The following is a 15,094-nucleotide window of genomic DNA, read 5'->3' as shown; positions in this document are numbered from 1 at the left end:
CCGCGCAGTCCGACGGCCGGTCCCGAAGCGGCGGTCGGTCGTGGGTCGACGAAGCGACGGTCGGCCGTGGGGCGAGAGCCGGACGGTCCCGTACCGCCCCGCTGCTCAGCGCATACCGCTGCCCGCTCAGCCCCGCGCCGGCGGCCGCGCTCCGGTCCGCTCCACCGCCCGAGCTCCCGCCCGGCACCCCTCCTCCGCCGCCTTCTCGGGCAGCGCGCCCGCGAGCAGAGCCGCGAGGAAGGCTCCCGTGAAGGCGTCTCCGGCACCGGTGGTGTCCCGGGGCGTCACCGGCACGGCCGGGACACGGGCCCACACCTCGCCGGACCGTGCCAGCAGCGCACCCTCCGCGCCCTGCTTGACCACCACCAGCGGAATCCGCCGGCTCAACCGCGCCGCCGCCTCCGCCACGTCGGAGCGACCCGCCAGCAGGCACGCCTCGTCCCGGCTGGGCAGCAGGACGTCCACACCCTCCACCAGCGACAGGAAACGGTCCGGGCCCAGCCTGGCGAGGAACCCGGCCGACGCCGGGTCCGTACTCACCGGAATCCCGCGCGCCGCTGCCGCCTTCAGCGCCACCGCCACAAGGGCGCGGCTGCTGTCGCCGAACAGCAGATAACCCGACAGATGCAGCCGCGCCACCCCCTCCAGCAGCATGTCCGACCAGTCCTCAGGACCGAGCCGCAGCGACGCCCCACTGTCCGTGAGGAAGGTCCGCTCGGCCTCCGCCTGCCCGTCGACCAGGCAGACGACCGTCCCCGTGGGCACCTCGTCGTCCACGACCAACCGCGGGCGCACGCCGCAGGCGATCAGCTCCCGCTCGTGCCACGCCGCCGCGTCCGAACCCACCCGACCCAACAGGCGTACCTCGCAGCCACCCCGGTGAACGGCCCAGCAGGCCACGTTGGCGCCCGCCCCGCCCGGCACCGTGCGGATCACGGCCGCGGTGTCCGTGCCCGCGGCGAGCGGGCCCGGGTGCCGCGCGACCACGTCCGTGATCACGTCCCCGACGACCAGCAACGCCCTGCCCCGCGCCCGCCCGGTCACTCCGCGGCGGTCCAGGCCGCCGCCACCCGGGCCGCCAGCCGCACGTTGCCCCGCACCGCCGCCAGATTGGCCTCCAGGGAGGCGCCGTCGGTGTGCCGCACCAGGTGGTCCAGCAGGAACGGGGTGACCCCCTGGCCGGTGACCCCGGCCTCCTCGCACGCCCGCAGCGCCTCGTCGAGCACCCGCGTGTGCACCCCGGGATCCAGCTGCTCGTCCTCCGGCACCGGGTTGGCCACGATCAGCGCCGATTCCGGTCCGCCCACCGCGTCCTGCGCCCGCATGACCCGGGCCACCTGATCCGGGGTGTCCAGCCGCCAGTCCACGGGATGCCCCGAGTCCGACAGGTAGAAGCCGGGGAAGCGGTCCGTGCCGTACCCGGCGACCGCCACTCCCAGCGTCTCCAGCCGCTGCAGGGTCGCCGGCACGTCCAGGATCGACTTCACCCCCGCGCACACCACGGTGATCCGGGTGCGTGCCAACAGCCCCAGGTCGGCCGACTCGTCCTGGGTGACGGTCCACTCCCGGTGCACACCCCCGAGCCCACCGGTGGCGAACACCCGGACCCCCGCGAGCGCCGCAAGCAGCGCGGTCGCCGACACCGTCGTCGCCCCGCTCGCCCCCGCTGCTACCGCGAGCGGCAGATCACGGTGGCCCAGCTTGCGGATGCCGTCCTCGTTCGCGACCCGCTCCAGCTGCTCCTTGTCCAGGCCGGCCCGTGGCTTCCCGTCCAGCACGGCGATCGTCGCCGGCACCGCGCCCTCCCGTCGCACCACGGCCTCCAGCTCCCGCGCCACCTGGAGATTGCGTGGCCGGGGGAGTCCGTGGGCGATGATCGTGGACTCCAGGGCCACCACCGGCCGGCCCGCCGCGAACGCCTCCTGTACCTCTTCCGACACCATGAGCACCACGCGCTGCCTCCCGTCTGCCGCCTCTCCCTCCATCTCTGGCGAGCGCCACACCGGGCCAAACCCTTGCGGCCCGTCCCAGGGTTCGCGGAGGCTGTCACCATGACGGACCACGAGACCCGGCTCGACCATGTCGTCCTGTGGGTGAGCGATCCCATCGCCGCCGCGCACTTCTACGAGAAGGCCGTGGGACTGGAGCCGGTCAGGCTCGACGCTTTCTCGGTCGGAGAGGCGCCCTTCCCCTCGGTACGCGTCAACGGGGAGACGATCCTCGACCTCATGCCACGGTCCAAGGCGGACCGCATGTCGATGCTCCCCGGGGCCGCCGAGAGTTCCGGCCATCCCGTCAACCACGTCTGTCTGTCCCTGACCGCGGCCGCCTTCGACACGCTCCTCGACCGCCTGCGGGAGCAGTCCGTGCCGGTGTCGGACGTCGCGCACGACTCCTTCGGGGCCCGCGGCCTGGCCAAGCGCAGTTTCTACTTCCGCGACCCCGACGGCAACGTCTTCGAGGCCCGGCACTACGACTGAGGGGCCCGCCACCACGATGGCGCGCCACGACGACTGAGGCGCGCCACGACGACGCAGGCACGGCAGCAACGAGCACGCCGCGGCGACGACCGACGAACGACGGCAGGCGGGCAGGTGACATCGCCCACCGGCCTCGCGGTCGTCGCGCCGTCGTCAGAACAGCGGCTCGGGCAGCACACCCTCCAGGGCGAGCAGCCGCCTCTTCGTCTCCAGCCCGCCCCCGAAACCGCCGATGCCGCCCCCGCTCTCCACGACCCGGTGACAGGGCACGACCACCGGCAGCGGATTGGCGCCCATGGCCATGCCCACGGCCTGCGCGGCGCCGGGCTGACCGACCCGCCCCGCCAGATCGCCGTACCCCACCACCGTGCCGAACGGCACGCCCGTGGCCAGTTCCCGCAGCACCTCGCGGTTGAAGCCCGAGATCAGCGACCAGTCCAGCGGCAGCTCGAAGGAGTTCCGCTCACCCGCGAAGTAGGCGTGGACCTGGCGTATCGCCTCGGCCAGCAGGGGAGAGCCGGGTTCCTCCACGGGCTCGCCGCCGAGCCGGGACGCCAGCCGCTCCAGCGCCCTGTCGCGCACCTCGTCGGTGGCGTGGAACACCACGTTGACCAGGCCCTCGCGGGTCGCGGCCAACAGCAGCGGGCCGATGCCGCTGTCCACGACGGCCCACACGACCCGCTGCTCGTACCGCCCATCGCTGTCCATGCGCCCCACCGTACGGCCCGCCACCGACAACGCCCCGGGGCCGGGCGGACTCAAGGGCCGAAGGCTCAGCCTCCCACCGCGTCGCGCACCACGTCGGGACGGTTCGTGATGATCCCGTCCACCCCGAACCCGGCACCCCGCCGGGCGGCGGCCGCGTCGTTCACCGTCCAGGTGAACGTCTCCAGCCGCTTGCCGTGCGCGCCCTCGAAGCCGTGCACCGCGCTGACGTAGGCGGCGGTGAGGGAGCTGTGCGACGGGTTGATCTGGTCGGCGAAGGCCGCGTACACCGGCAGGTCGGCGACCGGAGGCGTCCCGAGGAAGCCGGTCTTCACATCGGGCTTCAGCTCGTGGACCGTACGTACGCTGTCCGCGCTGAAGCTCTGCATGATCAGCCGCTGCTGCACGTGCGCGCGGTCGAGCCACCCCTCGTTGTCGAGGACCTTGAGGATGTCCCGCTCGATGCCGGGGTACAGCTCCGGATTCTTGATCTCCAGCAGCAGCTTCTGCCGGTGCTGGTCGACCCGGTGCACGAACTGCTCCAGCGTCGGCACGCGCGCGCCCGCGTACGCGGGGTCGAACCAGCCGCCGGCGTCCAGGCGGGCGATCTCGGCGGCGGTGAAGTCCTTCACCTTCCACGGCGCCCGGTCGGGGAAGACCTCCTCGACGTCGGTGGTGCGCTGCAGGCTGTCGTCGTGGACGACGACGAGCTCACCGTCCTTGGTGCGCTGGACGTCGTTCTCCACCCACGCGGTGCCCAGGTCGGCCGCCTTGTCGACAGCCGCCAGCGTGTTCTCCGGGGCGTACCCGGAGGCGCCACGATGGGCGACGACCACCGGAGCGGTGGCGGAGCCGTCGGCGGCCCGGGCCGGGGAGAGCGGGAGCAGGAAGGCGGCGGTTCCCAGGAGCGCGGTGGTCGATGCGGCGACAGCACGAGCGTGCATGCGGACTCCTCGCGTCGAACGGTCACGGTCAGAACCACTGTGACAGCAGAGGGTCAACGCGAGACGGGCGCGAAATGGCCACAGACCGAACGCCGGCGCCCCGACCCCGCACACCGGTGCCACACACCTGGGGCAAGGACGTGTTTCTTTGCCGGATAGTCGTTCGACCATTCCGGTGGGGGTCATACTCTCTGCGACACCCTGGCCGCCGCTGCGGTCCTGGGAGGGGGCGCACAACGGGTCAACGCGGGACGTACAGGGCGGGAAGGGCAGCCGCGCATGCAAGGCACGGTCGACGGTTTCAGTTACGGCATGGTCACACCCTTGGTGGCCTATCTCATGGCCTGCCTCGGCGGAGCACTCGGGCTGCGCTGCACCGCCCGGGCCGGGCTGGCGCCCCGCTCCTGGCGTCCCGGCTGGCTCGCCCTGGGCGCGGCGACCATCGGCGCGGGCATCTGGACGATGCACTTCATCGCGATGATGGGCTTCACCGTCGAGGGGACGCCGATCCGCTACGACCGCGCGATGACCTTCGCGAGCCTGGCCGTCGCCGTCGTCATGGTGGGCATCGGCATCTTCATCGTCGGCTACAAGGGCGCCACCGGGACGGCCCTGTTCACCGGGGGGACCGTCACCGGTCTCGGCATGGCCTCCATGCACTACCTCGGCATGGCCGGCATGAGCCTCGACGGACAGCTGGAGTACAACACCCTCACCGTCGCCGCCTCCGTGGCCGTCGCCATGGCCGCCGCCAGCGCCGCCCTGTGGGCTGCGGGCCAGGCCAGGGGCTTCCTGTGGAGCGTGGGCGCGAGTCTGGTCATGGGTCTCGCGGTCACCGGAATGCACTACCTGGGCATGGCCGCCGTCGACGTCCACGTGCACGGCACGGCCGCGCCCGACACGGGAGAGTCCGCCGCCGCGCTGCTCGGCCCCATGATGGTCGGCCCACTGGCCGTCCTCGTCCTCGCGGGCATCGTGGTCATCTTCGACCCGCTGGTGGTCATGGGCCGGCCCGCGGCGCCCGCCACCGACCCCCGCCCCGGCATCCCCGCCCACTCCCCGGCCCACCACCCCTCACCGCGCGCCCGGCTGAGCGCCCGCGGCCCCGTGGAACACCGCGCCCGCACGCCCCAGCGACGCTGACCCGGACCCGTTGTCAGTGGGGGGTCGTACCGTGGATGGCATGCGGCCCGTTTCCAAGATCGAACGCACGGTGGCGCCCTTCGAGGTCGTCAGCCCCTACCAGCCCAACGGCGACCAGCCCGCGGCCATCGCCGAGCTCGCCCGGCGCATCGAGGCGGGCGAGCAGGACGTCGTTCTGCTCGGCGCCACCGGCACCGGCAAGTCCGCCACCACCGCGTGGATGATCGAGAAGCTCCAGCGCCCCACCCTGGTCATGGCGCCGAACAAGACCCTGGCCGCCCAGCTGGCCAACGAGTTCCGCGAGCTGCTGCCGAACAACGCGGTCGAGTACTTCGTGTCGTACTACGACTACTACCAGCCCGAGGCGTACGTCCCGCAGTCGGACACCTACATCGAGAAGGACTCCTCGATCAACGAGGAGGTCGAGCGGCTGCGGCACTCGGCGACCAACTCGCTGCTCACCCGCCGCGACGTCGTCGTGGTCGCCTCCGTCTCCTGCATCTACGGCCTGGGCACGCCGCAGGAGTACGTGGACCGCATGGTGCCCCTCCGCGTCGGCGACGAGTTCGACCGCGACGAACTGCTGCGCCGCTTCGTGGACATCCAGTACACGCGCAACGACATGGCCTTCAGCCGCGGCACCTTCCGCGTCCGGGGCGACACCATCGAGATCTTCCCGGTCTACGAGGAGCTCGCCGTCCGCATCGAGATGTTCGGCGACGAGATCGAGGCGCTGTCCACGCTGCACCCGCTCACCGGCGAGATCATCAGCGACGACCAGCAGCTCTACGTCTTCCCCGCCTCCCACTACGTCGCCGGCCCCGAGCGCCTGGAGCGCGCGGTCAACGACATCGAGAAGGAGCTCGTCGAGCGCCTCACGGAGATGGAGAAGCAGGGCAAGCTGCTGGAGGCCCAGCGACTGCGCATGCGGACCACCTACGACATCGAGATGCTCCGCCAGATCGGCTCCTGCTCCGGCGTGGAGAACTACTCGATGCACTTCGACGGCCGCTCCCCGGGCTCCCCGCCCAACACCCTGCTGGACTACTTCCCGGACGACTTCCTGCTCGTCATCGACGAGTCGCATGTCACCGTCCCGCAGATCGGCGCCATGTACGAGGGCGACGCCTCCCGCAAGCGCACCCTCGTCGACCACGGCTTCCGGCTGCCCTCCGCCCTGGACAACCGCCCGCTGAAGTGGGAGGAGTTCCAGGAGCGCGTCGGCCAGACCGTGTACCTGTCGGCCACCCCCGGGCAGTACGAGCTCTCCCGCTCCGACGGCTTCGTCGAGCAGATCATCCGCCCGACCGGCCTCGTCGACCCCGAGGTCGTCGTCAAGCCCACCGAGGGCCAGATCGACGACCTGGTCCACGAGATCCGCACCCGCGTGGAGAAGGACGAGCGCGTCCTGGTCACCACGCTCACCAAGAAGATGGCCGAGGACCTCACGGACTACTTCCTCGAGCTCGGCATCCAGGTGCGCTACCTGCACAGCGACGTCGACACCCTGCGCCGTGTGGAGCTCCTGCGCGAGCTGCGCAGCGGCGAGTACGACGTCCTCGTCGGCATCAACCTGCTGCGCGAGGGGCTCGACCTGCCCGAGGTCTCCCTGGTGGCGATCCTCGACGCCGACAAGGAAGGCTTCCTGCGGTCCGGCACCTCCCTGATCCAGACCATCGGCCGCGCGGCGCGCAACGTCTCCGGACAGGTCCACATGTACGCCGACAAGATCACGCCGGCGATGGAGAGGGCCATCGAGGAGACCAACCGCCGCCGGGAGAAGCAGATCGCCTACAACAAGGCGAACGGCGTCGACCCGCAGCCCCTGCGCAAGAAGATCAACGACATCGTCGCGCAGATCGCCCGCGAGGACATCGACACCGAGCAGCTGCTCGGGTCGGGCTACCGCCAGGCCAAGAAGGACGGCGGCGGCACCAAGGCGCCCGTGCCGGCCCTCGGCAAGGCGGCCAAGGGCGCGAAGAACGCCAAGGGTGCCAAGGCCAAGGCCGCCGAGACCGTGCCCACCGACCGTCCCGCGGCCGAACTCGCCGGGCAGATCGAGGAACTCACCACGCGGATGCGGGCCGCCGCCGCCGACCTGCAGTTCGAGATCGCGGCACGGCTGCGCGACGAGGTGTCGGAGATGAAGAAGGAACTGCGGCAGATGCAGGAGGCGGGCCTGTCCTGACGTCCACCGGAATGTGTTGCAAGACCGACACAAAGTGTGGACCGGGGTACGTCACTGTCAGTGCGCCTGCGTAGGGTTCTCGGCAACCGCGGTCTTCGCGGCAACAGGGGACGTCCGAGAGGGGAATCAGCGCGTGACCGTCAACATGACCAAGGGTCAGGCCATCAGTCTGCAGAAGAACGACGGCGGCAGCCTGACCGCGGTGCGCATGGGTCTCGGCTGGCAGGCGGCTCCCCGTCGCGGCCTGTTCGGCTCGCGCACCCGGGAGATCGACCTGGACGCCTCCGCCGTCCTGTTCGCCGACAAGCAGCCGGTCGACGTCGTCTTCTTCCGCCACCTGGTGAGCGACGACGGCTCCGTGCGCCACACCGGTGACAACCTCGTCGGCGGCGTCGGCCAGGGCGGCGACGACGAGGCGATCCTCGTCGACCTGTCGCGCGTCCCGGTCCACATCGACCAGATCGTCTTCACCGTGAACTCCTTCACGGGCCAGACGTTCCAGGAGGTGCAGAACGCCTTCTGCCGCCTGGTCGACGAGACCAACGGCCAGGAGCTCGCCCGTTACACGCTCGCCGGCGGCGGAGCCTTCACCGCCCAGATCATGGCCAAGGTGCACCGCGTCGGATCGGGCTGGTCGATGACGGCCCTCGGCAACCCGGCCAACGGCCGTACCTTCCAGGACCTGATGCCGGCCATCCTGCCGGTCCTCTGAGCACCCGGAGGTGAACCGGCCCCCGCCCGGGGCCGGTTCGCGGCCACCCGACACATCAACGCGACGCAGGGGGACCAAGGCGATGACGGCCGAGCTGGTGCGGGGGCAGAACCACCCGCTGTCCCAGTCCCGTCTGGAAGTCCGGATCTCGGCCGGCACACCGGTCGCGGCAGCCGCCGCGCTCAGTGACGAGAACGGGCGGATCCACGGTACGGAGTGGGTGGCCCACCCCGGCGCGCCCGTGCAGCCCGGTCTGGAGGTGTCGCGCCAGGCGGCCGCCGACCACCGTCTCGCGGTGGACCTGGACGCCGTGACCGACGCGGTCCACCGTGTCAGCGTGCTGCTCGCCCTGCCCGCCGCGAACGGCGGCGCGGGGCCGGCCCGCTTCGGGGCCGTGGCGGCCCCCTTCGTCGCCGTCACGGGACTCGACGGCGCCGAGGTCGCCAGCTATACCATCACCGGCCTGGAGGCCGAGACCGCCGTCGTCGCGCTGGAGCTCTACCGGCGTCAGGGCGCCTGGAAGGTGCGCGCCGTGGGCCAGGGCTACGCGGGCGGACTGGCCGAACTCTTCGCCGACCAGGGACTGCCCGAGGCCGTGCAGCTCGCGGCCGGCATCGACGAGGCGGTCGCCCGGGGCCTCGCCCGCTCCGTCCAGGCGCCCCCGCCCCGCCCGGCCGACGGAGACCGCTCCCGGCAGGCGGCGGCCCCCGCGGTCGGTCCCGACCAGGGCGCCGCCCCCCAAGGCACCCCCGGCCCCGCGCCGTCGTTCGGCGGACAGCCGGTCGGCGGCCAGGGCGAGGGCGGACCGCAGCCCGCCTACGGCAACGCGGACCCGCACGCCACCACCGGCGGGGGTCCCGTCAACTACAGCCACCCCCGCAGACAGACCTCCGCTCCGCCCCCGCCCCCGCCCGCGGCACCCCCGGCGCAGCCCGGACAGCCCGCGCGGCCGGTGGCCGGCGACGCGACCGGCTGGTCCATGGAGGAGCGGCTCTACAACCAGGTCTGGGGCATGTTCGAGGACCTGGCCCGCACCACCGCCGCGTACCGCAGCGCGGTGGACTTCGCCGAATCGCGGATGGACAAGGAGCTTGAGCAGGCCCTGTCCGACCCGCGCAGCCGCATCGGCGGGCAGGGCGACGCCGCCCGGGAGGCGGCCCGTACCCGGTACGCGCAACTCGTCGACCAGGCGCGGGCGTCCCTCGACCGGGACGTCGCCCAGCTCGTCGCCGAGGCCGAGGTCGTCGAGCCGGCCCTGCCCCCGGCCTTCGCCCGCTGGGACAACCCCTGCTGGCACGCCCACCGGGTGCCGATGGAGATACCCATGGCGCTGCGTCTGGGCGACCTCCGGCTTCCCGAGGCCGAGTCGATCCGCATTCCCATGCTGCTCAGGCTGCCGCTGGAGCGCGGGCTGTGGATCGACAGCGGACGCACCGACGCCCTGGACGGGTCGTTCACGGACTCCCACGACATGCGGCGCCTGGCCATGGAGACCGCGGTGGCGCACGCGGCCCGACTGCTCGCCGTCTACCCCGCGGGCGAGTTCACCGTGCACGTCATCGATCCGGCCGGATCCGGGGCGCAGGCGCTCGCACCGCTGACCCAGACCGGCGTCCTCGCCGTCACCCCCGCCCAGGGCGCCGCGGGGGTGACGGAGGTGCTGGCCCGGCTGACGCAGCGGGTCGACCTGGTCCAGATGGCGCTGCGCGGCGGCGCCCCCGACGCGCTGCCGCCCGGGTTCGACACCTCGCAGCAGTTGCTGATCGTCAACGACTTCCCGCACGGCTTCGACGACCGTGCCGTGAACCAGCTGCGCTACCTCGTCGACGAAGGGCCGTCGGTCGGCGTCCACCTCATGATGGTCGCGGACCGCGAGGAGTCCGCGGGATACGGGCCGCTGCTCGACCCGCTGTGGCGTTCGCTGCTGCGACTGACCGCGGTGCCGGACGATCACCTCGCCGACCCGTGGGTGGGGCACGCCTGGACCTACGAGCCGCCGGTCGTGCCACCGGGCAGCCAGGTGCTGCGTCAGGTGCTCACCCGGGTCGCACAGGCCCGCCGGACGTGGAACAGGTGAGCCTCCAACACCTTTGACCAAGGACGTGTAAAGCCCTCTGACCAGGGATTTTGTGCTTCCTTTATCGATCTCTTTACCAATCCTTGGTGATTGGGTAGTCTTGGCCGCACGGAGGGGAGTACTCCCTGTCTGTGCGGCGACCCCGTCAATACGGATCAGGCCAGATCCCGGGGCGTCGGCCCAACCGCCCGGGCGCAGCAAGCGTCCAGGCTTGGGTGGAAGAGACCTCCGGCAGCGACGACGCTGACATTTGCCGTGTGACGTATCTGCCGGAGGCGCAGTGGATGTTTCCCTGACCCTGTGGGTCTTGACGATCGTGGGCCTGTGCGCCCTGATCGCCGTCGATTTCTTCATCGGCCGCAAACCTCATGACGTGTCCGTCAAGGAGGCCGGGATCTGGACCGTCGTCTGGATCGTCCTGGCCGGGCTCTTCGGGCTCGGGCTGCTGGTCTTCGAAGGCGGCCAGCCGGCGGGCGAGTTCTTCGCCGGCTACATCACCGAGAAGTCGCTGAGCGTCGACAACCTCTTCGTCTTCGTGCTGATCATGGCGAAGTTCGCGGTGCCCTCGCAGTACCAGCAGCGCGTACTGCTGGTCGGCGTGCTCATCGCCCTGGTGCTGCGCGCGATATTCATCGCCGCCGGTGCCGCCATCATCGCCAGCTTCTCCTGGGTGTTCTACATCTTCGGTGCTTTCCTGATCTACACCGCCTGGAAGCTCATCCAGGAGGCCAGGGCCGACGAGGAGGACGAGGAGTTCGAGGAGAACAAGCTCCTCAAGGCGGCCGAGCGTCGCTTCGGGGTGGCCGACCGCTACCACGGCACCAAGCTGTGGATCCAGCAGAACGGCAAGCGGGTCATGACCCCGATGCTCGTCGTGATGCTCGCCATCGGCACCACCGACGTCCTGTTCGCACTGGACTCGATCCCGGCGATCTTCGGTCTGACCCAGGACCCGTACATCGTGTTCACGGCCAACGCGTTCGCGCTGATGGGTCTGCGCCAGTTGTACTTCCTCATCGGCGGACTGCTCAGGAAGCTGGTCCACCTGTCCTACGGGCTGTCGATCATCCTGGGCTTCATCGGCGTGAAGCTGGTGCTGCACGCCCTGCACGAGTCCGGGGTGCACGTGCCCGAGATCAGCATTCCGGTCTCGCTGGGCGTGATCTGTTCGGTCCTGATCGTCACCACGATCACCAGCCTCCGGGCGTCCCGCAAGAAGGCGGAGGCCGAGGCGGCCACGGACCGGGGCGAGAGTTCCACGAAGACCGACGTCGACGCCTGATCCGTCGGACAACCGTCCGACATCGGGGCACCGCACATCAGGAACACCGGGCACCGGGAGCGCAGGACAGCACGTCGCCGGCCGACGCTCCCGGGCCCGCACGTTCACCGCGCCGCCCGCGGGCGGCGCAGACCGCACTCGACTCGTAGAAGGAGGCCATGCGTGACCATGATGACCCCGAGACGATCAGGATCGCGGAGCGGAAGGGGTCGCCGTACGGCGGTGACACATCCGACGCCCTCCACGATCGCCCGGTGGTCGAAAGTCCTCGAAATGCCGCGCTCCCTCATGCCGGGGACGATCGCCGCATGACGGATCGGATCAAGTCCATGGCCTCACGATGGACGCTCGCCGTTCCGGTGCTCGCTGTCGTACTGCTCGCCCTGACCTGGGGAAGGGACCTGCCCGGCGGGATCGTCGTGGTGGTGACCGTGGTCCTGGCGGGGGCGGTGCTGGCGGCCGTGCACCATGCCGAGGTGGTCGCCCACCGGGTAGGTGAGCCGTTCGGCTCCCTGGTCCTGGCGGTCGCCGTCACGGTCATCGAGGTGGCGCTCATCGTCACCCTGATGCTCGACGGCGGCGACAAGAGCGCGACGCTCGCCCGGGACACCGTGTTCGCCGCCGTGATGATCACCTGTAACGGCATCCTCGGACTCAGCCTGCTCGTCGGCTCGCTGCGGCACAAGACGGCCGTCTTCAACTCGGAGGGCACCGGAGCCGCCCTCGCCACCGTGACCACACTGGCGACGCTCAGCCTCGTGATACCGACGTTCACCACGAGCAAGACGGGTGCGGAGTTCTCCACCGTCCAGCTGACCTTCGCCGCCATCGCGTCGCTGACCCTCTACGGGCTGTTCGTCGCGACCCAGACCGTGCGGCACCGCGACTACTTCCTGCCGGTGGTGAGACAGGGGGAGAAACCCTCTCCCGAGGCGCACGCCGAGGCGCCCTCCACGCGCACGGCGCTGATCAGCCTGGGGATGCTGCTCCTGGCCCTGGTCGGTGTCGTCGGTCTGGCCAAAGGCGTCTCACCGACGATCGAGTCCGGGGTGGAGGCGGCCGGTCTCGGCCACGGCGTCGTCGGTGTGATCATCGCTCTGCTGGTGCTGCTGCCGGAGACCATCGCCGCCGTGCGCGCGGCACACCGCAACCAGGTGCAGACCAGCATGAACCTGGCGCTGGGGTCGGCCATGGCCAGCATCGGCCTGACCATCCCCGCCGTCGCGGTGGCGACGCTTTGGCTGCCCGGCGCGCTGATCCTCGGTCTCGGCAGCACCCACATGGTGCTGCTGGCCCTGACCGTCGTGGTGAGCGCGCTGACGGTGGTCCCGGGCCGGGCCACACCGCTTCAGGGAGGCGTGCACCTGGTGCTGCTCGCCGCCTATCTGGAACTCGCGATCAACCCCTGACGGCGGCACGAGCCGCACCCGCCCGTGACAGCGCCCGGGCCGCCCGGACGACCATGCCGCCGGGAGGCCCGGGCGCCTGCGGTAGGCGGGAGTCAGCGTGGGCGGCAGCGGCGTGGGCCACCTCGGCGCGGCGTGATAGACCGGGTGCGATCAGCGGTTCCGGCGAGGAACCGCACCCTCGACGGACCGGAGGAACCGTGCCCCGCAACCTGGCCGACGCCCCGATCATGATTCTCAACGGGCCGAACCTGAACCTGCTCGGTCAGCGACAGCCGGAGATCTACGGGCGCGAGACCCTGGCCGACGTCGAGGCGATGTGCGCCAGGGCGGCCGCCGCCCGCAACGGCACCGTCGACCTCCGCCAGTCCAACCACGAGGGGCAGCTGGTGGACTGGATCCACGAGGCACGGCTGAACCACTGCGGCATCGTGATCAACCCCGGTGCCTACTCGCACACCTCCGTCGCGATCCTCGACGCTCTCAACGCCTGCGACGGGCTGCCCGTGGTGGAGGTCCACATCTCCAACATCCACCGCAGGGAGAGCTTCCGGCACCACTCCTACGTCTCCCTGCGCGCCGACGGCGTCATCGCGGGGTGCGGTGTCCAGGGGTACGTGTTCGCGGTGGAGCGGATCGCGGCGCTGGCCGGCCCGGGACAGGCCGAGGCGTGACCTGAGCGGGCCGCCGCCGGTTCACCAGCCCCGCTCGCGCCACTCCCGCAGGTGCGGGCGCTCGGTCCCGAGAGTGGTGTCGTTGCCGTGGCCCGGGTAGACCCAGGTCTCGTCCGGGAGCGCGTCGAAGATCTTGGTCTCGACGTCGTGCAGGAGGCTCGCGAACGCCTTCGGGTCCTTGTGGGTGTTGCCCACACCGCCCGGGAACAGACAGTCCCCGGTGAACACATGGGGATGCCCGTGGGGGTCGTCGTAGACGAGGGCGATCGAGCCGGGGGTGTGACCGACGAGGTGGCGGGCGGTGAGCTCCACCTGCCCGACGCGGATGACGTCGCCGTCGTCGACCGGCACGTCGGTCGGCACCGGGATGCCCTCGGCGTCGTGCCGGCCCGCGTAGGTGCGGGCGGCGGTGGCGGCCACGACCTCCGCGAGTGCCTGCCAGTGGTCGCCGTGCCGGTGGGTGGTGACGACGGACGCGATGCCGTCGTCACCGATCGTGCCCAGCAGCGTCCCGGCGTCGTTCGCCGCGTCGATCAGCAGTTGCTCGTCGGTGGCCCGGCAACGCAGCAGGTACGCGTTGTTGTCCATGGGGCCGACCGCGACCTTGGTGATCATCAGGTCCTTGAGTTCGTGCACGTGTGCTGGGCCGCCGACCGTCACCCGACCGCTGTACGTCATGGATGTCAGCCTAGCGCCGGAACCGGCACCGGACAGACCTCACAGCGGGGGCAGCGACGGGAGAGCGCCGCCCTTCACCGCGAGGGCGGCGCCGTCCCGGCGGCCGGCGAGCCAGCCGAGCAGGTCGGCGGCCGTCCCCTCGACCGCGACCGGGTCGTCGTCCGCCCCGCCGCCGGTCGTCCAGGCGCGGCCGTCCGTAGCGGCGAGGGTGGTCGCGGGCACGTCGGGGTGGCCGCTGAACCGTGCGGCGAGGAAGCCGATCTCCCGTTCGGTGAAGTCGGCCGGCAGGTCCTCCAGCTCGTAACCGATCCCCAGGTCCACGTGGTGCAGCTCCACCTCGATCCAGCGCCGGAACGGCACCCGCTCCGCACGGTCGGTGACACCGTTGCGCAGTTCGACGACGCGGGACCAGTCCGCCACGCGCCCGGCGGCCGCGCGGAGGCGTTCCGCGCTCTCCCGCAGGTCCGCGAGCTGCGCGTCCAGGGGGCGCGGGGCGCCCGCCTCGATGTCGGCGTCCCGGGCCTCGGCGGAGACGTACATGGGGCGGCCCTCGAAGACGTTCACCAGGGCGTCCGCGTTACGGGACAGGTGGGCGAGGACGTGACCCCGGGTCCAGCCCGGCAGGCGTGACGACTGGGTCACAGCCGCGTTGTCCACTGCGCCGACCGCGCGGAGCAGCCGCTCGGTAGCGGCGTGTACAGACACCAGGTCATCAGCGTGATCCATCATGCCGCCGACCCTAGCCGCGTCACACCTTCGGGTGAAGCAGGTGAACCCGACAGTGAAATCGAATACACGTGCTATA

14 protein-coding genes are annotated in these 15,094 nt (G+C 71.2%); 8 read left to right on the top strand and 6 right to left on the bottom strand.

Annotation, left to right across the window (positions count from 1 at the left end; translation table 11 throughout):
- Nucleotides 1–126 precede the first annotated feature (126 nt).
- Nucleotides 127–1,059, bottom strand: coding sequence for a PfkB family carbohydrate kinase (locus B100_RS33550; protein WP_051489907.1), 933 nt, complete (start codon nucleotides 1,057–1,059; stop codon nucleotides 127–129).
- A complete protein-coding gene (locus tag B100_RS0100150; RefSeq protein WP_024882445.1) occupies nucleotides 1,041–1,952 on the bottom strand; it encodes a pseudouridine-5'-phosphate glycosidase in 912 nt (303 codons plus the stop codon). The genes B100_RS33550 and B100_RS0100150 overlap by 19 nt, the downstream gene beginning before the upstream one ends.
- Before the next feature lie 99 nt (nucleotides 1,953–2,051).
- Between B100_RS0100150 and B100_RS0100145 the strand changes: the two genes are divergently transcribed.
- Nucleotides 2,052–2,480 carry a VOC family protein gene (locus tag B100_RS0100145; RefSeq protein WP_024882444.1) on the top strand — a complete coding sequence of 143 codons (429 nt, stop codon included), beginning with the start codon at nucleotides 2,052–2,054 and terminating at the stop codon, nucleotides 2,478–2,480.
- A gap of 153 nt (nucleotides 2,481–2,633) precedes the next feature.
- On the opposite strand, the gene B100_RS0100140 is transcribed toward B100_RS0100145, so the two are convergent.
- Together B100_RS0100140 and B100_RS0100135 are read right to left on the bottom strand one after the other, a co-directional pair.
- On the bottom strand, nucleotides 2,634–3,188 hold the full coding sequence (locus B100_RS0100140; protein WP_024882443.1) for a methylated-DNA--[protein]-cysteine S-methyltransferase: 555 nt from the start codon (nucleotides 3,186–3,188) through the stop codon (nucleotides 2,634–2,636).
- Between the two features lie 65 nt (nucleotides 3,189–3,253).
- Nucleotides 3,254–4,129, bottom strand: a complete 876-nt coding sequence (locus B100_RS0100135; RefSeq protein WP_024882442.1) for a glycerophosphodiester phosphodiesterase family protein — start codon at nucleotides 4,127–4,129, stop codon at nucleotides 3,254–3,256.
- 279 nt (nucleotides 4,130–4,408) lie between these two features.
- Between B100_RS0100135 and B100_RS0100130 the strand changes: the two genes are divergently transcribed.
- The 7 genes from B100_RS0100130 (at nucleotide 4,409) to aroQ (ending at nucleotide 13,611) form a co-directional block, all read left to right on the top strand.
- Complete coding sequence (locus B100_RS0100130) at nucleotides 4,409–5,272, top strand: MHYT domain-containing protein (protein ID WP_024882441.1); 864 nt, start codon at nucleotides 4,409–4,411, stop codon at nucleotides 5,270–5,272.
- 40 nt (nucleotides 5,273–5,312) lie between these two features.
- Nucleotides 5,313–7,460 (top strand): excinuclease ABC subunit UvrB, encoded by a 2,148-nt coding sequence (uvrB, locus tag B100_RS0100125; RefSeq protein WP_024882440.1) that lies wholly within the window; start codon nucleotides 5,313–5,315, stop codon nucleotides 7,458–7,460.
- A 133-nt stretch (nucleotides 7,461–7,593) separates the two neighbouring features.
- Nucleotides 7,594–8,172, top strand: coding sequence for a TerD family protein (locus B100_RS0100120; RefSeq protein ID WP_024882439.1), 579 nt, complete (start codon nucleotides 7,594–7,596; stop codon nucleotides 8,170–8,172).
- Nucleotides 8,173–8,254: 82 nt separating this feature from the next.
- Nucleotides 8,255–10,249, top strand: a complete 1,995-nt coding sequence (locus B100_RS0100115; RefSeq protein WP_024882438.1) for a TerD family protein — start codon at nucleotides 8,255–8,257, stop codon at nucleotides 10,247–10,249.
- Between the two features lie 280 nt (nucleotides 10,250–10,529).
- A complete protein-coding gene (locus tag B100_RS0100110) occupies nucleotides 10,530–11,531 on the top strand; it encodes a TerC family protein (RefSeq protein ID WP_024882437.1) in 1,002 nt (333 codons plus the stop codon).
- 308 nt (nucleotides 11,532–11,839) lie between these two features.
- Nucleotides 11,840–12,940 (top strand): ionic transporter y4hA, encoded by a 1,101-nt coding sequence (locus tag B100_RS0100105; protein WP_024882436.1) that lies wholly within the window; start codon nucleotides 11,840–11,842, stop codon nucleotides 12,938–12,940.
- A 197-nt stretch (nucleotides 12,941–13,137) separates the two neighbouring features.
- On the top strand, nucleotides 13,138–13,611 hold the full coding sequence (gene aroQ / locus B100_RS0100100; protein ID WP_024882435.1) for a type II 3-dehydroquinate dehydratase: 474 nt from the start codon (nucleotides 13,138–13,140) through the stop codon (nucleotides 13,609–13,611).
- Between the two features lie 21 nt (nucleotides 13,612–13,632).
- Here the strand turns inward: aroQ and B100_RS0100095 are convergent, their stop codons facing one another.
- Nucleotides 13,633–14,289, bottom strand: a complete 657-nt coding sequence (locus tag B100_RS0100095; RefSeq protein ID WP_024882434.1) for an MBL fold metallo-hydrolase — start codon at nucleotides 14,287–14,289, stop codon at nucleotides 13,633–13,635.
- A 39-nt stretch (nucleotides 14,290–14,328) separates the two neighbouring features.
- Entirely contained in the window at nucleotides 14,329–15,018 is a 690-nt protein-coding gene (locus tag B100_RS0100090; protein ID WP_024882433.1) for a maleylpyruvate isomerase family mycothiol-dependent enzyme, read from the bottom strand.
- Nucleotides 15,019–15,094: the final 76 nt, after the last annotated feature.

This window comes from Streptomyces sp. CNH189, assembly GCF_000527195.1.
The sequence above is the reverse complement of the archived record's forward strand: the minus strand, read 5'-3'. Positions and strand labels throughout refer to the sequence as shown.

Bases quoted from the DNA above. Each gene is read 5' to 3' on its own strand.
- B100_RS0100145 (WP_024882444.1), top strand. From the start codon at position 2,052: ATGACGGACCACGAGACCCGGCTCGACCATGTCGTCCTGTGGGTGAGC.
- B100_RS0100140 (WP_024882443.1), bottom strand. From the start codon at position 3,188: ATGGACAGCGATGGGCGGTACGAGCAGCGGGTCGTGTGGGCCGTCGTG.
- B100_RS0100135 (WP_024882442.1), bottom strand. From the start codon at position 4,129: ATGCACGCTCGTGCTGTCGCCGCATCGACCACCGCGCTCCTGGGAACC.
- B100_RS0100130 (WP_024882441.1), top strand. From the start codon at position 4,409: ATGCAAGGCACGGTCGACGGTTTCAGTTACGGCATGGTCACACCCTTG.
- uvrB (WP_024882440.1), top strand. From the start codon at position 5,313: ATGCGGCCCGTTTCCAAGATCGAACGCACGGTGGCGCCCTTCGAGGTC.
- B100_RS0100115 (WP_024882438.1), top strand. From the start codon at position 8,255: ATGACGGCCGAGCTGGTGCGGGGGCAGAACCACCCGCTGTCCCAGTCC.
- B100_RS0100105 (WP_024882436.1), top strand. From the start codon at position 11,840: ATGACGGATCGGATCAAGTCCATGGCCTCACGATGGACGCTCGCCGTT.
- B100_RS0100095 (WP_024882434.1), bottom strand. From the start codon at position 14,289: ATGACGTACAGCGGTCGGGTGACGGTCGGCGGCCCAGCACACGTGCAC.
- B100_RS0100090 (WP_024882433.1), bottom strand. From the start codon at position 15,018: ATGATGGATCACGCTGATGACCTGGTGTCTGTACACGCCGCTACCGAG.